Genomic DNA, 18754 nt, shown 5'->3' on the forward strand with positions numbered 1-18754 from the left:
TGGTCTGCGCAATATCTTCAGAAGCCGCTTACCCCTCCCGAGCTTCGGCGGGTGCTGGTTCCGCCGAACCCTGAGCTTGTTCCTGTGTTCTGTGTGCTCCGGGTCACTCGCCTGCTGAGCGGATTGTTCTGGCCCAACATGGTGTTCTGGTTATTGTTGTTCACCCGCGTGTTGCGGTTGAAGAGATCCTCCAGCGCCATCTGCACGTCGTGCGGATCCGCGTTCTGTATTTCGTAGTAGCCTACGACCTCCTTTCGGCCTCGGTCCGAATCCAGCTCCGCGATCATCTCCGCGATCTGCGGCATCAACGTCTTGGAGGCCATCACGATGATCGAAGAGGTGCGCGGATCCGGCACCGCCAGGACACGGCCCATCTTCTTGGCCCGGTCACTCCCGGCGGCGGAACTCCCGCTCCTCCGGCTGCTGGACCTGCTGAAAATGAACGGCGGCGTCGGGCCCTGGCTGCTGCCGCTGCTGGAACTGGTGGTGTCAGGAAACAACTGCGCGATTTGCTCGGCAGTCTCTGAAGGGTCGGCGTTGACCAGGCGAAAGACCTGCAGCTCGGTCACGTCAGTCACTTCCTGATCTATCTCCTTGACCATGACCTCAATCGTAGCCATCAAGTCGGCGGGGGCGCTGATCACGACCGCGTTGGACCGGTCATCCCCTACGGCAACCACATTCTTGGCGGCCGCGCCACTCGCCGTGCCGCTGCTGCTGCTTCGGCTGTCGCGCCCGCTGGAGCCGGGTGGACCGCCGCGCCCGAACATACTGAAGAAGCTGGGCCGGCTGCCGCTGGAGGTCGCCCCCGCGCCTTGAGAGGCAAAAAGCGTAGTGATCAGAGTCGCCGTATCCTTGGCATCCGCATAGCTCAGCGGGATAACCTTGATGGACGACACGCTGGCGATGGAAGTGTCCAGCGCGTTAATGATGGTGAGCATCCGTTTGATGTCGGTCTTGGTCGCCACCAGAAGCAGGGAATTGGCGCTTTCATTGGCCGAGAGTGTCGCCGTGCTCGGCAGCAGCAGTTCCAGGTTGGGCACCAACTGGCTGACACTGGCATACTTGACCGGGATGATCTGAGTCACCACCTCACTTCCTTTCTCCACCTCCTCGGCATTCACGCCGACTTGGATTGGCAAATCGCCAGTCTTGGCGGTGTCCTGCGCGATAATGTTCAGGATGCGGCCATTCCGAATCACAGCGTATCCGTTCCGCTTGAGCGCGGAATTAAGCACTGCCACTGCCTCGTCCTTGGTCAGGTTCTTGCCCTGAATGTCAACCGTGCCGCGAACTTCAGCCTCCCGGTTAATGACAAACCCGGCCGCATCGCTGAGGTAGTCCAGCACCAGATTCAACGGAGCGTTGTGAAAGTTGAGGCGCAGCCCATTGGTTCCGTCTTCGACGACCACGGGCGGCTCGACTGGGGGAACGGCAGACGGCATGCCGGCACTCGCCGGTAGATCGTTGGGGGCGATTATGTTTGCTGCTGGAGCAGCAACTGGAACCGGCGCGGCAGGACTGCTGATTGCGTTGGTGCTGCTGTCCATAGCCGGAGCTGCGACGACCAGTGATGGACCAGCAGCCGTCACGATGCCGTTAGTGGTCAGCACACCGGTTGCTTCTCTGGCAGGAGTAGCCGTCGGCGCTTCGGCCGCCAACATTGAGATCCCGGTGGACAGGCTGCTTAGAAGAAGGAGGTGGGTGATGGTATTCATTGGTTGCTATTTAGACTATTCCTCTTGTCGTCTTTGCATCAGCCGCTTGATTATCTCGCTCTGGGGGGCAGCCGACGCAGTATCAGGGCTCGAGATGGCGCTGTTCGTGGCGGTTGAGGTCGCAGGGGGGGCGTAGGATTGGGATTGGCCGCTCAGCCGCCACGGCCCTTCCTCCTCGCGGCGCAATTGCATACCCACGACCAGTTTCAGCTCGTTGGTCCCGGATGCCAGGGTTACGCTGCTGGGCAGGATGTTCGTCACCTTGTAGCCGGCGATCAGATCCGCCTGTTTCAACGCCTTCTTGTAGTCGGAACTCGTGCCGTCGAAGAAGGCAAAAGTGCCTTTGTCATAGCTCATAGTTCCGACCAACGTCAGCGAATCCACTCGGGTGGGTTGGCGCGTGGGCGCCCCTGCCGGCCGGGCGGGATACCGGTTGGGATCGAAGATGTTCCGCTCCACGATGATCTTGAAGGCGGAATAATCCAGCGAGGCGGGGCCGGTGTTCGTTCCAGCCATAGGGTCCGCATTATAGCGCTCGCCGATCCCGAAGCCGCCATTCATCCGGCTCGAACTCAAGCTGCTGGATAGGCTGGAACTCGACCTGGATGAACGGCGGCTTCGGGACCGGCGGTCGTCGCCTTGCGAACGACTGCTGCTTTGAAACCGGTTACTCGCTTCGGAACGGCTGGAGTTGTCGGAACGGGAAAACCGGCCGTCGCGGTCTCCGCTTGAAGGCTTGTTTTCACTGTGAGGCGAGGTGTTGGGATCGCTTTCCCCGGAGGGTGGGGCCATGTCCCCGGCTTCGCCGGAGGCGGCGGCCTGAATCAGTTCCCCGAGCCGGCTGAGCACCTCCGCGTCGGTAAGTTCATTTGTTTGACCAGTCGCGTCCGGCTCCTGCGCAACGACCGCTGCGGCGGCGGCCAGGCCGAGTATGGCAACGGTCCGCCACACGGCAGCTTTGCGAGGTTTCGTGACGCGGATCGGTTTCATTGCTTCTGGGGAGTAAGGACCAAGCCGCTGAGCTGGAGCCCCAGCGAAAGCTGCTGGCCTTCCTTGTCGCGCGCCCCCAGCTCCACCAGCTCCAGCTTCAACGCCATCGGGTCCCGCTCAACGCTGTAAAGAAACCGGCTCAGTCTGCCAATATCGCCCGCCGCGTCCACGCGGCATTCGTAGGTCATATAATCGTCGCTGTCTTGTTTCCACTGGGGTGTGATGGCGGAAATCGTGACGCCGCTATTCTGGGCCCAAAGGTCAATGGCCTTGAAGATCTGCTGCTCGGCGGCGGAGTTGTTGTTCGTCAACGTGCCCCCGGACAGCTGCTCCCAACGGCTGCGGAGGCTTTGCTCGCGCTGCATGAGCATGTTGCCCTGGTTGATCTTCGCGCGCAATTCGCCGATGCGCTTTGCCCGCGCGCTCCAGGCTGCGGTCAGCGGAGTCAGCAGCAGGCGGTCTCCAGCGAACACCGCAATGACCGCCACCGCCAGGGTAATCAGCACTTGCTGACGATTCTTAATTTCCACTCGCACCTCCTTCATTCCACCGCAGGTTGAAGGTGAATTGCACAGCCGGAGGCTGGCCGCGGGTCGGCCCGAGAGCCACATCGCGGAATTGCGGAAGCTTGCGCAATTTGGCGACCGTCGCGAGCAGCGACTGGCGGTCGCGGGCGCTGCCCGTGCAGGTGACTGCGCCAAGGTTCCGGATCTCCACTGTCTTGGCCGTTACGCTGCCGTCCTGGGGGAACGCCTCCGTCAGACAGCGAAGTATGGTCAGGCCGCGCACCGATTCGTCGAACCAGGGACGGTACTGCTTGATCTTCTCCTGCAGGTCTTCCAGTTGGACAACGGATGGCTGCAGCTTCTTCCATTGCGACTCCAGCCGCCAAAGCCGGCATTGCTGGAAGAAGAACAGGCCGCCGGCAACCAGCACAACCGCCGCTGCCGCCAGGAGAGCCACGCGGAGCTTTCCGGAGGAGTGGCGGGCGGCAAACTGCTGCAAGGGCGTCACTTTGGGCAGCAGAAATTCGAAGGGAGTCTGCCGCCCGGTTAGCCTTCCGGCGGCCAGGCTGAACGCCTGCGAAACGGACGCCTCCGGGGGAAGTTGAACCCCGAACTCACTGGCAGCGTAGAGCGTCGCCGCCTCGACCTTTAGTCCACTCGAATCCAGGCGCAGTTCCATCTCGTCCACCAACTGCTGCGCGAGTTTTGGCGGCCCAAATACCCGCACCCGTCGCACCGTTTCACGCAGCTCCGGCGGCAGCTGCCCCAGCGTAATCCGGGCCTCGCGCGCGACCAGGTCCGCGTGCAGCACCCGCTCGCCACCTTCCACTTCGACCGCACCTTCCAGCGCCCGCAGGGCGGCCACTCCGCCCCCAACCGTCACCTGCAGTCCTACGTGGCTTTCGCCAATCGCCAGGGCCATCACCCCGTCCGAAGCCGCGGCCTCGGGCGGCTGCAATGCCGCCAGCCCCAGCGTGAAGCTAATCGGCTTGAGCTTCGCTGCCCGCAGCTCCTGCTCCAGCAATGCCAAATGGCTCCTGGGAATTCCAACCAGTATCGCGTGTTGTTTTCCCGAGGGCGTCTTACAGCGGGAGGCAGCGACGTGCAGCGTCTGCACGTCGCACGGAAGACTGCGCTCGGCCTCGATTTGCAGGAAGCTCGCGATGTCCGCTTCGGGCATTTCCGGGATTTCGATGTGCGTTGTCAGTGCCCACTTGATCGGCAGGCTAACAATGCACTGGCGCTCCCGCACCCCAGCCGCGTCCAGGTGATTGCGAATCTCCCGTCCGACCAACTCGGGAGCGTTGGTCAGGGGATCGAGCGAAAGCGAGATTGAAAAGGACTGGTGGAGATGCAGGACCCCATCGGCGCGGCGCAGCACGAGGCCGTTTAGACGACTTCCATCCAGCGCCAGTCCCAGCAAGGACGAAAGCCGCTGTTGTTTTGGCAAGATTGACATTGGGAGTCTAATCATCCCGTTCCCTTCGCAATTAGCAGCTGTTGCCGCACGTCTTTGCCCAGGGCCCACCCCAAATGGGTCAGGTCCTGGCGATACAAGATCCTGGGCGTCCCGCTGCTGGTGTCGAAGACAAACTTCACGCGGCGGTAACCGCGGCCATGATGGCCCACAGCGGCGATGTCCGCGGTGAACTGGTAGCTTTGCGTGGTAATGTAGTCACCGACCTCCAACGCCGCCAAGGCCTCCGGCGCGCTGTCCCCCAGCGCATCCACGACCCACGCGATGGAGGTCAGGTTGTTCGGGTTGGACTGGCGATAGTTGACCAATTGCTCCGCCACGCCGATGTCGCCGTCCAGCAAACATGCCAGCACGGCAGCGCTGGCTGTGTTCACATTCACCCGGCCCTCAATGTAGCTGCCGCTGCTTGTCGTCAGGTTCGTGGCAACTTGGGCGAACTCGGTCGAAGTCATCTTGCTCTGTATATAGAACCGCAGCGGGCTGATAAAGCTGACGGTCCCTCCAGGGCGACCGCCCGGTGAGCCGCCACCGAGCCCAAGATTGGCGACGATTTCGTTTGCCCGCGTCGTGCCGAAGTTTGTCTGCAAAAGTGATACCAGCTGAGAGGACGCGCTGCCCAGGCTGCGGATGTTGATCGAGCCCGTGCGCGGCTCCCGGCTATACACGGTGACGCAATCCAGCACCCCCGCGTCGAGCATGCCGTTCTGATTCTCGTCGTTCTCACTCGGGTCAAGGACCCCGTTGCGGTTGGCGTCCTCGCCCAGCAACGTGTCCATTTCGCCGCCATACAGGAGCCGCAACTCGTCCACAGTCTCGAAAAGGTCACACTTGCATTGATAGGACGGTTGTTGCATGGCGTAGTAAGTCATCGTGGGGCCGTTGCCGTTGGTGTCCCGCCAGTCAAGAATGGCCTGCGTGAGGTCGCCCGTCATTCGCGGCAGCCAGCTGATCGTGTTGCTGGAGGCAGTGTTCAGGTTGATCTTGGATGATTCGTCCACCAGCCCGAAACAGAGCAGGCCCGGTCCGACAGGGTTGTTCGTGTCCCGGCCAATGAGCCAGTAGCGGGCATCGCCGACCGGCACGCCCTCACACAGGGAGGCATCCAGGTTCAAATAGACCCCGTTGGAACCGTCCGCCGCGTAGGTGTCCAGCAGGTAAGTGAGGTAGCGCACCGTGCCGTCAATCGCCTGGTCCGCCGCTATTGCTGAGACGCGGTTGTCTGAAGCTCGCAGCTCGAAGTTCATCGAGTGAGAGAAATACAGCGCCAAGCTCACCAGCCCGAAGGCAATCCACAGCACGATGACCAACACCGACCCGCGCTCTCCGCTAAAGGGCAGCGCCGGGGCCAGGCTTTGGATTCTCGCGCTCGGCTTCATTGTGTGCTCACGCCGGTCGCCACTTCACGCGGCTGCGAGATCAGCGGGACCAGCATCTCGAGGGGTTGCTGGTCAGCGGCGTCCTGGTCTTGCTTGGGGACAAGTTGAATGCGGATCAGCACGGCCACGGGCAGGTTGGTATCGCTGGTGCTGGTATCCCAGGCGTTCCGCCACTGTGTCCCGTCGTAGCAATCGAACTGCAGGGACTGCACCCCCCCCATAAGGTATTGAATCTCCGGCGTCTGCGTAATGGTCGCCAGCACGTTACGATTGACGCAGCGCACCAGTTCCATGCCAGCCTGGTTCCGATCTGAAGGCGCCTTCAGTTGGTAAAGAACCTCTTGTATATCCCCCCACGGCGCCTTGTCGCTCAGCGTGCCGGTTGTGGTGAAGAAATCCAGCCCTGAGCTGCCCGCCTCACCACTCAAGCCCATTGTCGCACCCACCGCCTGTACCCCGCACCTGAAATCTCCCTGAAACCATCCTCCCGGTCCGACGGCGCCCCTCAGGTCGCGGCAGAGAATCTCAAAGCTGCGGTTAATCGGCAGCGAGTCCTCGATGGCTTCGGCGGTCTTGTCACGCAACCGCACGGCGGTGGCGAAAACCCCGTTGATGGCTACCAGCACGATGGCGCAGATCGCCACCGCCAGCAGCATCTCGATGAGGGTAAAGGCTTTCATTGCAGCGAACTGTCCACCAGCGTACTCAGGCGCACTGAGTATTCCCGGTTCTGCGCCTTGAAGAAAACTTCCACTGAAAGCAGCCGAATGACGTCTTGATTTGGATCCTGGTCCCAAGGGTCGTTCTGGATAGTCCAACGGAAATGGCGCTGGCCTTCGGTCAGGTTGCCGGTTTGAACCGCCTGATTCCAATTGGTCGAGACCAGGCTTTCAATCAGCAGGCGCTGGGCAACGCGGGCAGCCTCCCCTTTGCGCTGAGACACCGTGCCCGCGAGGCTGGAAATGTGCAACCCTTCGATAGCCGCGGGGATGACGATAGCCATGAACAGGAGTGCCGCGAGAACTTCCGCCAGTGTGAACCCTGCCGCCCCTCGCCGGCGCGCCCCCTTGACCCGCCAGCAATCTGTCGGGTGTTGGAGGTCCGATGTCGGGAATTGGAGGTTTCGAAGTTTCATCTCGCCTCCGCCTCCTCTTCCGCATCCGTGTTCCGAATCTCGTAACTCATCCCATCTCGCGCTCGCGTCAGCCAGAGGGAGCCGCCGTCGTTGCTCGCCAAGTGGAGCTTCTTCGGGCTGCCTTCGCCGATGGAACCGTCGGGCAGAAAGCGGATGGTCGGCAGCTCTGCATGGACGAGGTTGACGCGAGGCACACTTGCCGTGCTGGTCACCAGGCGGCTTCGGCTCATCGTTGGGACCGGGGCTATCACAGTCTCATTCGCTGCTTCCAGCCTGAGGCCGGTGTCGAGCGTGAACTCCAGAGCTCGGGGATCGCTGGCCTCATAGCTTCGCTCGGCCTCAAGTCCAAAAGTGCCCTTGTCCGTGTTGACCCATAAGTTCATTGGCAATCCCTCAGCCACCGCCCGGCTCTGGCCGCTTCGTGTCAGCGCCAGCAGCCGCCGCGCTTCCGAATCCAGCGTTCGGCCATGGAAGAAGCGGGAGAGCTTGGGCGCCGTCAGGGAGATCATTACCGTTAGCAAAGCCATGACCAGGATCAACTCGATCAGAGTGAATCCGTGGCGGAACTCCGGCCTCCTGACAGGGGCAGCGCACGCAGCCGCGTGCGGCTGGAGCGGAGATCTGCTCTCCGACCCGGTCAGGCCGATTTGACCACCGGCCTTGCGTCTTACGGCGCACAGCCTCATTTATTGCTTCACCGTCCAGTTGCCGATCACCATGTTTGCTCCCGGGGGTCCTGGTGAACTGATGTCGTACGAACTGGGGTTGTGTTTGCCCGGGTACTCGTAGATATAATCGTTGTTCCAAGGATCTTTCGGGATGCTTTCCAGGTAGGGCCCATGCCAACCCACGACGTCGCGGGGTTGTTGGACTAAATCCAGCAGCCCATTCCTGCCTTTGGGGAATCCACCGGTGTCCACTTCGAATGAGTCTATGGCCGTCTTGAAGTTGGCAATTTGCGTCTTGGCCGCAGTGATGCGTGCCTGCTCGCTCCGGCCCATGACTTTCGGGTAAACAATCGCAGCCAGGGTCGCCAGGATGACCAGCACCAGCAACATCTCCACAAGTGTGAAGCCTTGCCGGGCGATCTGGTTATTCATCATTCGTTGTATTCTCATATCTGTTCTCATACCCACCTGATCACTTAATATACTCCTGCATCGTGAAGATCGGGAGCACCATGCTGATGAAGATCATGCCAATGAATGCCGCAATGAAGAAGAGCATCATTGGCTCCATCAAGGCCACGGCGGTCTTCAGTTCCCGATCCAGGTCCGCTTCGGTGACGTTCGCGATGCGCACCAATTCCTGGTCCAGCCGGCCGCTCTCTTCCGCCACACTGATCATCTCCACTACCGAGCTGGGGAACAGGCTCTTGGCGTCGCCGAGGCTCTGGCCCAGCTGGCCACCTTCCCGCACACGCTCGATCGACTGGGATACCGCATCCACGAGAATCTGGTTGCCGATGGACTTCCGGGCGACGCCCAGCCCCTGAACCAGCGGCACCCCGGCACCCAGCAGCGTCCCTAGCATCCGGCAGAATCGCGCCATCGCGAATTCGGCCACCAATGGGCCAACAACCGGAGTGCGCAACACCAAGCTTTCCCATTTCCGCCGGCCCTCCTCCGACGTAAACCACGTGCGCAGCAGGACGACGAGGATAACCAGGCCCACCGCTATGAACATTCCATAGCCTCTCACCACGTTGCTCGCCCCGATCACAACCTGCGTCACCAGGGGCAGCGCCGCGCCGAAGCCTCTGAAGATGCCTTGAAAGCGTGGGATGAAGAACGCGAGCAGGAAGATCAGCACGCCGATGGCCAGCACAAACAGGATGCTCGGATACAGCATCGCCGACAGCACTTTCGACCTCAGCTCCTTCTCGCGCGCTTGAAAGTCCGCAATCTGTGCCAGTACCAAGTCCAGAAATCCGCCGGTCTCCCCGGCTTGCACCATCGCCGTATAGACCCGCGGAAAGGTCTCCGGTGACTTCCCCATCGAGTCGGCCAGAGACATGCCGTCCACGACCAGGTCGTGGATTTCCTTCCACTTGGCGCTGGCAGTGGGAGAGGCGGCTTCTTTGTGGAGGATCACGAGAGCCCGGCTCAGTGGGACACCCGCAGCCAGCAAGCTCGACAACAGCCGAGTGAAGTTCTCCAACTCGCGCCCGGATACCTTGGTTGAGCGCTTGCGGAATGACAGATATGCCAGGGAATTGGGCAGCGCAAACCCGCCTGCTGTTCCGGTGCTGGCCTTTTCCGACAGGCTGACCGGCCGCAGGCCCAGCCCGGCCATTTGAGAGAAGGCGCCCTGACGGTCCGAGGCTTCTAGGTGCCCTTCGATCATTGCGCCGTTTGCCTGCAAGGCTTTGTATTGGAAGAGGGGCATCTTAGTGGTGGCTGAAGGTCCCACCCGACGTTGTAGCTTCCTTCGTCGCGCCCTCCGCTAGCTTCTTCTTCGTAGTGAACTCGACTTCTTTAGCTGTGGTCACGCTCAGCACTTCTTCGACGGTGGTAACGCCCATCCTCACCAGACGCCAGCCGTCTTCAGCCAGAGTCCGCATTCCCGCGCGGCGGGCAGCGTCCCGGATGAGGTCGCTCGAAGCATTTTTGAGAATCAACTGACGCACCTCGTTGTCGCTGTCCATCCACTCGAAGATCGCATGCCGGCCAAAAAAGCCGGTTTGCCGGCATTCCCGGCAGCCGACCGAGCGGTAAATGGTGGTGCCGGACGGAATGCCCACCTGCGCTTTGAACGCCTGCGCCGCGGGTGAAGTGTCCGGCTGTTTGCACCGCTCGCACAGCACCCGCACTAACCGTTGCGCCAGCACAGCTTCGAGTGAGGATGCCACGAGATAGGGCTCGACCCCCATGTCCACCAGGCGGGTCAGCGCCCCGGGGGCGTCGTTGGTGTGCAGCGTCGAGAAGACCAGGTGGCCGGTCAATGACGCCTGCACCGCGATCTGCGCGGTTTCCTGGTCGCGGATTTCGCCGATCAGAATGACATCCGGATCGTGGCGGAGGATCGAGCGCAATCCTCGCGCGAACGTCAGGCCCGCCTTTTCTGCCACCTGGATCTGGTTGACGCCCCGCAGTTGATATTCCACCGGGTCCTCGATCGTGATGATCTTGCGATCCGAATCATTGATCTCGTTGAGTGCCGTGTAGAGCGTGGAGGTCTTGCCGCTGCCAGTCGGGCCGGTGACCAGGATGATGCCATGTGGCAGTTGCAGCACGCGCCGGAAGCAGTCCAGTTCCCGATTGTCCATGTCCAGCTCGCCCATCCCGCGCAGGGTCGCATTCTGTCGCAGCAACCGCAGCACCAGCGCTTCGCCGTGGAGCATCGGTATAACCGATACGCGAATATCCACCTCGGCATCCTCAATGCGGATCTTGATCCGCCCGTCCTGGGGCAGCCGCTTCTCGGCTATGTTCAGGTGGCTCAGAATCTTGACTCGGGACACAATGGCCGGCTGGAACTTCTTGATCTGCGACGGCACGGGCACGTCCTGCAACACGCCGTCAATGCGATAACGGATGCGGAATTCCTCCTCGAACGGCTCAAGGTGAATATCCGACGCCCGCAGCTCGATCGCATCCCGCAGGACCTGATTAACGAAACGGATGATGGATGCTTCCTCGGCCGCGGCATCCAAGTCCGTGTCCTCTTCGCGGTGTTCGTCCACCAACGTGAACGATTCGTCCTCGCCCAGGGTACCCAGCGTATCGGCCCCCACGCCGAGCCGCTTCTTCATCTCGCGCTGAATCGCTTCGCTGGACGCGAGCACGGGCTGGAGTGTCAATCCTGTCAGGGTCTTGAGCGCATCCAGTCCCTGCGTCGCGAACAGGCGGCTGGTCGCCACTTCCACGCTGCCGTTGATGCGCCGCAGCGGCAACAGCTCCTCCTTTAAGAGGATCCGCGCCGGAAAGAGCGATAGCAACTGGCGGTCGGGCTCGATGTCCTCCAGTGTCGTGTACGTCAGTCCGTATTCCTGGGCCAGCCAGCGGAGCACGTCGGCCTCTCCCTGCAGAGGCGTCGACGCTCCAGACTGGCTGAGCCGCATCAATGCCTGGGCGTCGGTCGCAGACAGTTGCTTGCCTGCGACCATTTTGTCGAACAACGGCTTTAGCGGAGAATCCTGATCTGCACCCGTGCTCATTCTCAGGGATTGGCAGTTGGTGGCTGGCGCTGCGCGATACGCTACACCCGTGCCTACAGCAACCCGTTCAGTGTGGCGATAGCTTCCTGCCGTGGTGTCAGAAGTTCGCGCAGAGCCGTTTGCGCTTTCTCCATCTCCGCCTGCGTGGCCTTCCGGGAGGCGACATACTTCTCCAGCGCGGCTTTTATTTCCGATTTGGACGCCTTTGAATCAATCGCCTTCTGCAAGGCATCGGCTTCCGGGCTGGGCGTGCCGAATATGCCCCCGCGCCGCTGCCCCTGGTCGCCCGGAGGAGGATTGTCGCCCCCGCGCGAGCCGCGCCCGAACATTCCGCGGGCCATCCCACCGCTACTAAAGGCCTCCCGCTGGAGTTCCCTGATCTTCTGCACTCTCGGCTCAATCGCCTTCCACTCATCATCGTTGGTCACCTCTAGCATTTCCTTGGTGCGCTCCAGCATGCGCTGTTGGAATTGCGCCGGATCAGGGTAACCCCGGCCTTGGCGTGCGCCTGGCCCCCCGGGGCCTCCGGGCGGGCCGTCGTTGGGTTGCGCGACCACTTGGCTGGTTCCCAGACCCGTCACGGAGGCAATACCCGCCATCACTAACCATTGGTTTATCTTCATATGCTTTCTATATGCTGCGGTTGTTGTTTGTATGCAGCGCAAAGGCACCCGTCAGTACCATTGAGCAATGCAATCGCCTCCCCTTCGCAGACAATGTGCCAACAAAGAAAACGCCCTAATTCCCTACTTTCCGCCGCCCCGCTGTGCAGGTCTTGCCCATTCCGCCCGGAATAGCCGCGCAAAACCTGCACGCTGGGACTATTGGCCCCGCCGTCTCCTATTCCCCTTTACGGCAGGAACAAAGTGGTTAGAATGCGTGCAGATTTTTACGTATGCCGCAGTCGGGCAACAGTTCGAAACGCAAGAGCGCGTGTGTATGATCAGAACCCAGCAGCCCGTGGCTTATGGAGGCTTACTCGATTCCCGGTCGGCTGGTGCTCGGTGCCGTGGTTTTACCCTGATTGAATTGCTGGTGGTCATTGCCATTATTGCCATTCTGGCCGCGCTGCTGTTGCCTGCTTTGGGCCGCGCCAAGCAGAAGGCTTTGCTGACGCGCTGTCTGAGCAATAATCGCCAAATGATGCTCGGCTGGAACATGTATTCCGCCGACTATAACGAGCTGCTGCTTGAGAGCTTGAAGAGCCCCAAAGCGCCCTACGATGCCAGCCGCGTCCTCTGGGTCGGCGGGAATTTCGACGCCACGGCGGACCCGGGCATCTGGAACCCAACTGTCTACATTGACAAGAGCCCCCTGCAACCCTACATCGGCAAGAGCCGCGACATCTGGAAGTGTCCCGCTGACACGGTGCGAGTTAACAATAGCGCGGGCCAGCTTGTGCAACGGGTGCGGGTCAACTCCATGAGCCAGGTCTTCTCCGCCGGCGAATGGCTGGTCGGAGTGCCGGAGGGTGGACCTTACCTCTGTTATGGTAAGATGTCCGAAATCCGGCGCCCAGGTGAAACGTGGGTCATGGGGGAGGAGCACCCTGACAGCATCAACGACGCCGCGATGGCCAACCGGATGGCGGGCAACCCTGGCGATCCCGCTCCGAAGATTATTGACTACCCCGCCAGCTTCCACGGCGGCTCGGGCGCGTTCGCCATCGCCGACGGGCATTGTGTTGTCCGCAAATGGGTGGGCTCACACATCAAGCCACCGGTCACCGGGATAAAGCTCCCACTAGGCAATCTCACGCCGCAGCCCGTGGACGCGGGCACCACCAAGGATTTGATCTGGTGGGCAACGATTACCACTGTACGCCAGTAAGACCCATTGGGACGATCAACTGCCGGGGCTGCCGTGCCAGCCCGGCCGCCGACTAAAGCGTGGTGAACCTGTATGAAAACGAAGAACTGGATCTCGAGCATTCTTGCCGCCGCCCTGTTGGCCGAGGCGGGCTGTGGACAGTCCGAGGAGGGGCCGAGGCCGACCATCATCCACGGCGTGAAGGTTGATCTGGCCAAGTTCCAGCAGGCCTTCAACGCCGCCCCGCCGGAGCTTCAGAAGAGCGTTTTCAAGGTGACTATGTCCATCCGCTATGGTCAGTATGCCGAAGCGGCGGCGGCGGTAGAGAAAGTCGCTAATGGCGCCGGTTTGACAGATCTTCAGAAGCAGGTCGCCGCCGATGTCCTCCAGCAGCTCAAGCAAGTGGTCAGCCGGGCACCAGCCAAGCACACCGGGTGACCGCTTGCCAGCCGGGTCATGATCGTCGAATTCCGTCCCGCCCCCATGTTCGCCGCGACTGCTCGCTCCGCGCTTCTGATCCGCACAACTTGCGGCTTCGAATCCCCTCCTCTATAGTCCCGCATGTCCTTGCCCGCAGACTATCACACACACACGCCGCTCTGCCACCATGCCACGGGCGAGCCGACCGAACTGGCGGCACAGGCACTCAAGGTCGGACTGAGCGAGATCGGCTTCTCCGAGCACGCCCCGATGCCCCGCGACGATTTCGACGACTGGCGCATGAGGACTGCCGAGCTGGACACCTACATTGCGAACGTGCAGCAGGCCCGTCGTGCCCATCCCAGTCTCGTCATCAAGATTGGCTTGGAGGTGGACTACCTGCCGGGCTATGAAGATTGGATTCGGGAGCTGGCCGCCCGCCATTCGTGGGACTACCTTATTGGTTCCGTCCACTACGTTTCCGAGTCCTGGGCCATTGACCACCCCGCTCAGTTGGCGCGGTGGAAGGACCGCGCGCCGCTGGATGTCTGGACCACTTACTTCGATCGCCTCACCCAGGCTGCCGAATCCGGCCTGTTCGACATCATCGGACACGCCGACCTGTGCAAAAAGTTCTCTATTTATCCCAAGGAAGATTGCACACCGCTCTTCAACCGGTTTCTGCATGCGGCCAAACGAAGTGGTCTGGCCCTCGAACTCAACACTGCCGGGCTCCGCAAAGACTGCCGGGAAATATATCCCAGCCCCCGCTTTGTTCAGCTCGCCGCCCAACTCCGCGTGCCGATCACGTTCGGCTCCGACGCCCACTCACCGGCGGAGGTGGGGATGAATTTCCCCGAGGCGGTCCAACTCGCCCGCAGCGCCGGCTACGCTGATTACCACCGGTTCACCCAACGTCAGCACGAACCAACCAGCCTCTGACCTGCGGCTTGTTACGCAACCATCGCCGCTTACCACAGTGTTTCCTTTGCCATTGGAAACAACTGAATGAGGCGGCAGGGTCTTTTTGGGACGAGCGCTCCCTCTCAGGAAGAAAGACCCCTTGGTAGCTGCTCTCCTGGAACAGCCACTGCCAAGTTTGTAAGGAATATCCCTACAAAAACTCTAGTGGCCAGCCCTACAGACAGCCGGCCTTTGGGTGAGGTATAAATCACTCCAGCAATAGATGGCCCAGACGGGGAATGCCTTGGCGGCACCGGCGGGCTTGGCTGTTGCAGCGGCAGCCTGGTTGAGCAGATGGGGAATGGGTGGTTATCGTTAGCCCGGTGAAGCTCAGAAACCATCGGGTCCCAGGCTGCCACTCCAGCAGCTTCGCCTGCGTTCAGGACCGGAACAGACACAGGCCGGCAATCACGAGGAACACCACTCCCAGAAGCACCGTCGCGCCAACCAGGCACTTCAACACGGGGCCCTTTTCCAGACGCTTGCATTTCTCCGCCAGCGACGGGAAGATCAGGCCCAGGCGAACCCAGAGGTTATACTCCCAATCCACGAAGGCGCTCCATTGGCGGTGTCTCCAGAGTATGAAGCAGAGCCAAGCCAGCGAGGCTCCGGTAAGCACGACCAGCGCGCCGATCAGCGCGAGCGTTGTCTTGTCCATGAGGGTGACGCCCACTCAGTTGGCGCAAGTTCGCGCCGCGCCGCCTGGCTGCGAATAAGGGCGGTGCGGCCGCCCCGATCCCTGCCTGCGGGCTAAAATTCGTTTCGGCACACAGCGCAATACCACCCGCCGCCGGGCGTCATCTTTCGGTGCAGGCGCACCGGTTTCTTCTCCCGGTCGTGACACACCTGGCAGAACGGTCCGACGAGGTTCGTGCCGTCATCGGTGGGGGTACGCAGCCAGTAGACACCCCGGTCGAAGTACATCTCGCGGACCTGTTCAGCTTCGGCGTCAACGTGTCCGAGTTTCTCCTTGAGAGCCAGGTTCTCTTCCTGCAGGCGCAGCGCGGCCTCCCGCAGCTCCAGGATTTTCTCCCGAGCCTCGACCGTGAGGCCGTTCTTGAGCGAATCGATGATGTCCTGGTAGCTCGGAATGCGCACCTTGGAATCCAATCATTGTCGTCACGAATTTACAAGCTCCCACTTGCCCGACCCCGCCCATTGTCCGCGCATCGGTCCGAAGCGACGCCAGACTCAACCATGATTGCCAGCAAGCATGCCACTACGGCTCCGATTGGGCAGCACTCGTCAAGCCAACATTTTGGATTGGGCGCTCTTCGCCCTAGTCAACAGAATTCCAGTTCCACCGGCTGCCATCTGGAGGCCAAACCAGCGGACGGCTCAAGTCAGTTTCTGGAGTTCCCCTTAACCAATCTGGCTTCGTTGGTCTTAAGGTATTTCTCCATGGTCTCGATGCTGCTGGTCTGAATCCGGCGCGCCTGTCCCAGCTCCCGCATCATGCGGTAGTCAATCAGCCTTTTGCCAAGCTCCACGATCTGGATATAAGCATTCTCCGTCTTCCACAATTGCCCGTTGGCCAGAGCCGGCCAGGACTTCTTCCTGCTTGCTTTCATTTTCACATCTAATAGACGCCTGAAAGGCCGCTTTTGTTCAAATTCTATAGCCGTGCCGAGGCGCGAAATCCGGGTTGAAATAATCAGGGGCAAGACCAATGCTTGACCCAATGAACGGCATGGATTCAAGCCGGCGCCCCGTGCTTTGGGCGGCCCAGGGATGGCTCGGGCTGGTGCTCCTGGCCGTCTTCTGGCCCCTAAACTGGGCCCTGCCCGGGATGCGCACGGCCTACCTGTTTTTCCCCCTCTGGCTCGGTTACATCCTCGTGGTGGATGCCATTGTCCTGAGCCGGACCGGCACCTCCCTCTGGACGAGGTCGCGGCGGGGTTTCGTCCTGTACTTCCTGGCCTCGGTGCCGGTCTGGTGGCTTTTCGAAGCGATCAACCGGCGGACCGGCAACTGGGAATATCTCGGCACCTCCGCATTCACCGATCTCGAATACTACCTGCTCTGCACGATTTCCTTTTCCACCGTCATGCCGGCGGTCTTTGAGACGGCGGAGCTGGCTGGAAGCTTCCGTTGGGTGCAACGCCTGGCTGCGGGCCCGCGTCTTCGGCCAACCCCGGCGGTCAATCTCGGCATGCTCCTTGGCGGCGCAACCATGCTGGCGCTGACGCTGGCCTGGCCGAAATACTTCTATCCCTTCGTGTGGACCTCGCTCGTGTTAATCCTGGAGCCGCTAAACGGCTGGCTGGGCCGGCGTCACTTCCTGGAACACACGCAGCAGGGCGACTGGCGGCCGGTGGTGTGCCTGGGGCTGGGCGCCGTCATCTGCGGCTTCTTCTGGGAAATGTGGAACTACTACTCCTACCCGAAATGGATTTACCACACGCCGGGAGCCCAGTTCCTGCACGTCTTTGAAATGCCCCTGCTCGGCTATGGCGGATATATTTCCTTTGCGCTGGAACTGTGCGCCTTCAAGAACCTGCTCTGGCCCCGCTCGCCCCGGCTCCGGCTCGGAGTGCTGGAGTAATAGATCATTGGATTGTTGCTGGACCAGCAACTTTCCTCCTGCTCCAGCGTTCCACTACTCAAATAGCACGCCTGCCCCTTCGCATTCCCGTTTCCCTTGGCTGCGCCCCTCTGGTAAGCTCTTCGCATGGCGTTCGATTCATTCCGAGACTTTCTTAAGCGGTTGGAGGCGGCGGGCGAGTTGCGGCGCCTGACGCAGCCGGTGGCCACGGAGTTGGAAATCACCGAACTCGCCGACCGCGAGATGAAGAAAGACGGTGGCGGGCAGGCGCTGCTGGTGGAGCAGCCAACGGTCAATGGGCGGACTTCGCCATTTCCACTCGCCATCAATACGCTCGGCTCGTATCGGCGCATGGCCATGAGCCTGGGCGCCGATTCCATGGAAGAGGCCGCCGCCGCGCTCGGTTCCCTCGTGAAGGCCAAGCCGCCGACCAGCCTTAAGGAAGCCTTGCGTCTGCTTGGCACCGCGCTCGACCTCCGCCACGCCAAACCCAAGCTAATTAAGGATGGCGCCTGCAAGGAAGTCGTGCACCGGATCGAGGCCCCGCCCACCCGGACTGAGCCCTGGCCACCAGCGCCCGACTGGCGCAATCCCTCCGCCCTCCGCCCTCAACCCCCAACCCTCCTCAACCTCCCCATCCAGCAATGCTGGCCGTTGGATGGCGGACGCTTCATCACCCTCCCTTGCGTGGTGACGAAAGACCCCGACACCGGCGAGCGCAACGTCGGCATGTACCGAATGCAGGTTTATGACGAACGCGCCACCGGGATGCATTGGCAGTTGCAGAAGGTCGGCGCGCGCCATGGCCGCCGCTACTACGAAACCGGCACGCGCATGCCAGTGGCGGTGTTCCTCGGCGGCGATCCCGTGTTCACGTTCTGCGCCACAGCGCCGCTGCCCGACGGCCTGGATGAGTTCCTGCTGGCGGGCTACCTGCGCAAGAAAGCCACCGAACTGGTCCGGTGCGAAACCAGCGACCTGGAAGTGCCGGCGGACGCGGACTTCGTCCTGGAAGGCTATGTTGACCCGCAGGAGCCGCTGCGCGAGGAAGGGCCGTTCGGCGACCACACGGGCTACTATTCGCTGCCCGACCGCTACCCGGTCTTCCACCTGACGGCGATCACGCACCGCGAGGACGCCATCTACCCGGCCACCATTGTCGGCCTGCCGCCCATGGAGGACTACTACATCGGCAGCGCCTCGGTGAGGCTGTTCCTGCCGATCCTGAAGATGACCTTCCCGGAGCTGGTGGACCTGGCGCTGCCGCCCGAGGGCGTCTTCCATAACCTGGTCTTTGTCAGCATCCGGAAGACCTACCCCATGCAGGCCTTCAAAGTCATGCACGGCCTCTGGGGCATGGGGCAGATGATGTTCACCAAGTACATCATCGTGGTGGATGACGACGTGGACGTGCACAACACAAGCGAAGTGCTATTCCGGCTCTGCGCGAACACCGATCCGCAGCGGGACGCCATCTTCACCAAAGGCCCCGCCGACGTGCTCGACCATGCGACGACTGAACTGGCGGTCGGCAGCAAGCTGGGCATTGACGCCACCCACAAGCTGCCCGGCGAGGGTCACCGACGCGGCTGGCCGCCGATCATACGCATGGACCAAGCCGTACGAAAGAAGATCGATTCCTTGCTGAAAGGTTAA

At 61.3% G+C, this 18754-nt stretch carries 20 protein-coding genes; 5 read left to right on the forward strand and 15 right to left on the reverse strand.

Translation table 11 applies throughout. The features are described 5' to 3' along the window. Positions 1-17 precede the first annotated feature (17 nt). From P5205_06195 to P5205_06250, 12 genes are read right to left on the reverse strand one after another with little or no spacing between them, the layout of a single operon-like run. Positions 18-1718 (reverse strand): secretin N-terminal domain-containing protein, encoded by a 1701-nt coding sequence (locus tag P5205_06195; GenBank protein ID HSA09945.1) that lies wholly within the window; start codon positions 1716-1718, stop codon positions 18-20. Positions 1719-1733: 15 nt separating this feature from the next. Next, entirely contained in the window at positions 1734-2708 is a 975-nt protein-coding gene (locus P5205_06200) for a hypothetical protein (protein ID HSA09946.1), read from the reverse strand. After that, complete coding sequence (locus P5205_06205) at positions 2705-3253, reverse strand: hypothetical protein (protein ID HSA09947.1); 549 nt, start codon at positions 3251-3253, stop codon at positions 2705-2707. The genes P5205_06200 and P5205_06205 overlap by 4 nt, the downstream gene beginning before the upstream one ends. Beyond that, a complete protein-coding gene (locus P5205_06210) occupies positions 3228-4673 on the reverse strand; it encodes a hypothetical protein (GenBank protein ID HSA09948.1) in 1446 nt (481 codons plus the stop codon). Before P5205_06210 ends, P5205_06205 begins: the two co-directional genes overlap by 26 nt. Positions 4674-4684: 11 nt before the next feature. Continuing rightward, positions 4685-6067, reverse strand: a complete 1383-nt coding sequence (locus tag P5205_06215; GenBank protein ID HSA09949.1) for a type II secretion system protein GspK — start codon at positions 6065-6067, stop codon at positions 4685-4687. Then, a complete protein-coding gene (locus P5205_06220) occupies positions 6064-6747 on the reverse strand; it encodes a type II secretion system protein GspJ (protein HSA09950.1) in 684 nt (227 codons plus the stop codon). Before P5205_06220 ends, P5205_06215 begins: the two co-directional genes overlap by 4 nt. Then, a complete protein-coding gene (locus P5205_06225; protein HSA09951.1) occupies positions 6744-7202 on the reverse strand; it encodes a hypothetical protein in 459 nt (152 codons plus the stop codon). The genes P5205_06220 and P5205_06225 overlap by 4 nt, the downstream gene beginning before the upstream one ends. Further along, a complete protein-coding gene (locus tag P5205_06230) occupies positions 7199-7888 on the reverse strand; it encodes a prepilin-type N-terminal cleavage/methylation domain-containing protein (protein HSA09952.1) in 690 nt (229 codons plus the stop codon). The genes P5205_06225 and P5205_06230 overlap by 4 nt, the downstream gene beginning before the upstream one ends. Beyond that, positions 7889-8320: a type II secretion system major pseudopilin GspG gene (gene gspG / locus P5205_06235; GenBank protein HSA09953.1), complete on the reverse strand. Its 432-nt coding sequence runs from the start codon at positions 8318-8320 to the stop codon at positions 7889-7891. Between the two features lie 22 nt (positions 8321-8342). Continuing rightward, positions 8343-9590 (reverse strand): type II secretion system F family protein, encoded by a 1248-nt coding sequence (locus P5205_06240; GenBank protein HSA09954.1) that lies wholly within the window; start codon positions 9588-9590, stop codon positions 8343-8345. Between the two features lies 1 nt (position 9591). Further along, complete coding sequence (locus P5205_06245; GenBank protein ID HSA09955.1) at positions 9592-11361, reverse strand: GspE/PulE family protein; 1770 nt, start codon at positions 11359-11361, stop codon at positions 9592-9594. A gap of 53 nt (positions 11362-11414) precedes the next feature. After that, positions 11415-11984 (reverse strand): hypothetical protein, encoded by a 570-nt coding sequence (locus tag P5205_06250; GenBank protein HSA09956.1) that lies wholly within the window; start codon positions 11982-11984, stop codon positions 11415-11417. A 316-nt stretch (positions 11985-12300) separates the two neighbouring features. Here P5205_06250 and P5205_06255 point away from each other — a divergent pair, with 316 nt between their 5' ends. The 3 genes from P5205_06255 (at position 12301) to hisJ (ending at position 14532) form a co-directional block, all read left to right on the forward strand. Continuing rightward, positions 12301-13191 (forward strand): prepilin-type N-terminal cleavage/methylation domain-containing protein, encoded by an 891-nt coding sequence (locus P5205_06255; protein HSA09957.1) that lies wholly within the window; start codon positions 12301-12303, stop codon positions 13189-13191. A gap of 72 nt (positions 13192-13263) precedes the next feature. Next, positions 13264-13608, forward strand: a complete 345-nt coding sequence (locus P5205_06260) for a hypothetical protein (GenBank protein ID HSA09958.1) — start codon at positions 13264-13266, stop codon at positions 13606-13608. Between the two features lie 123 nt (positions 13609-13731). Beyond that, positions 13732-14532, forward strand: coding sequence for a histidinol-phosphatase HisJ (hisJ, locus tag P5205_06265; GenBank protein HSA09959.1), 801 nt, complete (start codon positions 13732-13734; stop codon positions 14530-14532). A gap of 400 nt (positions 14533-14932) precedes the next feature. Here hisJ and P5205_06270 read toward each other — a convergent pair whose 3' ends face one another. The 3 genes from P5205_06270 to P5205_06280 all read right to left on the reverse strand — a co-directional run bounded on the left by P5205_06270 (position 14933) and on the right by P5205_06280 (position 16124). Then, on the reverse strand, positions 14933-15211 hold the full coding sequence (locus P5205_06270; protein ID HSA09960.1) for a hypothetical protein: 279 nt from the start codon (positions 15209-15211) through the stop codon (positions 14933-14935). A 92-nt stretch (positions 15212-15303) separates the two neighbouring features. Next, positions 15304-15663 (reverse strand): hypothetical protein, encoded by a 360-nt coding sequence (locus P5205_06275; GenBank protein ID HSA09961.1) that lies wholly within the window; start codon positions 15661-15663, stop codon positions 15304-15306. 233 nt (positions 15664-15896) lie between these two features. Then, positions 15897-16124: a hypothetical protein gene (locus P5205_06280; GenBank protein ID HSA09962.1), complete on the reverse strand. Its 228-nt coding sequence runs from the start codon at positions 16122-16124 to the stop codon at positions 15897-15899. Positions 16125-16222: 98 nt separating this feature from the next. Between P5205_06280 and P5205_06285 the strand changes: the two genes are divergently transcribed. Together P5205_06285 and P5205_06290 are read left to right on the forward strand one after the other, a co-directional pair. Then, entirely contained in the window at positions 16223-17098 is an 876-nt protein-coding gene (locus P5205_06285) for a hypothetical protein (GenBank protein HSA09963.1), read from the forward strand. Between the two features lie 126 nt (positions 17099-17224). After that, a complete protein-coding gene (locus tag P5205_06290) occupies positions 17225-18754 on the forward strand; it encodes a UbiD family decarboxylase (GenBank protein ID HSA09964.1) in 1530 nt (509 codons plus the stop codon).

Source organism: Candidatus Paceibacterota bacterium (assembly GCA_035452965.1).
In the GTDB taxonomy this organism is placed as follows: Bacteria; Verrucomicrobiota; Verrucomicrobiia; order Limisphaerales; family UBA8199; genus UBA8199.

Bases quoted from the DNA above. Each gene is read 5' to 3' on its own strand.
- P5205_06230 (HSA09952.1), bottom strand. From the start codon at position 7,888: ATGAGGCTGTGCGCCGTAAGACGCAAGGCCGGTGGTCAAATCGGCCTG.
- gspG (HSA09953.1), bottom strand. From the start codon at position 8,320: ATGAGAATACAACGAATGATGAATAACCAGATCGCCCGGCAAGGCTTC.
- P5205_06220 (HSA09950.1), bottom strand. From the start codon at position 6,747: ATGAAAGCCTTTACCCTCATCGAGATGCTGCTGGCGGTGGCGATCTGC.
- P5205_06205 (HSA09947.1), bottom strand. From the start codon at position 3,253: ATGAAGGAGGTGCGAGTGGAAATTAAGAATCGTCAGCAAGTGCTGATT.
- P5205_06270 (HSA09960.1), bottom strand. From the start codon at position 15,211: ATGGACAAGACAACGCTCGCGCTGATCGGCGCGCTGGTCGTGCTTACC.
- P5205_06260 (HSA09958.1), top strand. From the start codon at position 13,264: ATGAAAACGAAGAACTGGATCTCGAGCATTCTTGCCGCCGCCCTGTTG.
- P5205_06255 (HSA09957.1), top strand. From the start codon at position 12,301: ATGATCAGAACCCAGCAGCCCGTGGCTTATGGAGGCTTACTCGATTCC.
- P5205_06225 (HSA09951.1), bottom strand. From the start codon at position 7,202: ATGAAACTTCGAAACCTCCAATTCCCGACATCGGACCTCCAACACCCG.
- P5205_06285 (HSA09963.1), top strand. From the start codon at position 16,223: ATGCTTGACCCAATGAACGGCATGGATTCAAGCCGGCGCCCCGTGCTT.
- P5205_06280 (HSA09962.1), bottom strand. From the start codon at position 16,124: ATGAAAGCAAGCAGGAAGAAGTCCTGGCCGGCTCTGGCCAACGGGCAA.
- P5205_06215 (HSA09949.1), bottom strand. From the start codon at position 6,067: ATGAAGCCGAGCGCGAGAATCCAAAGCCTGGCCCCGGCGCTGCCCTTT.
- P5205_06240 (HSA09954.1), bottom strand. From the start codon at position 9,590: ATGCCCCTCTTCCAATACAAAGCCTTGCAGGCAAACGGCGCAATGATC.
- P5205_06210 (HSA09948.1), bottom strand. From the start codon at position 4,673: ATGTCAATCTTGCCAAAACAACAGCGGCTTTCGTCCTTGCTGGGACTG.
- hisJ (HSA09959.1), top strand. From the start codon at position 13,732: ATGTCCTTGCCCGCAGACTATCACACACACACGCCGCTCTGCCACCAT.
- P5205_06250 (HSA09956.1), bottom strand. From the start codon at position 11,984: ATGAAGATAAACCAATGGTTAGTGATGGCGGGTATTGCCTCCGTGACG.
- P5205_06290 (HSA09964.1), top strand. From the start codon at position 17,225: ATGGCGTTCGATTCATTCCGAGACTTTCTTAAGCGGTTGGAGGCGGCG.
- P5205_06195 (HSA09945.1), bottom strand. From the start codon at position 1,718: ATGAATACCATCACCCACCTCCTTCTTCTAAGCAGCCTGTCCACCGGG.
- P5205_06200 (HSA09946.1), bottom strand. From the start codon at position 2,708: ATGAAACCGATCCGCGTCACGAAACCTCGCAAAGCTGCCGTGTGGCGG.
- P5205_06245 (HSA09955.1), bottom strand. From the start codon at position 11,361: ATGAGCACGGGTGCAGATCAGGATTCTCCGCTAAAGCCGTTGTTCGAC.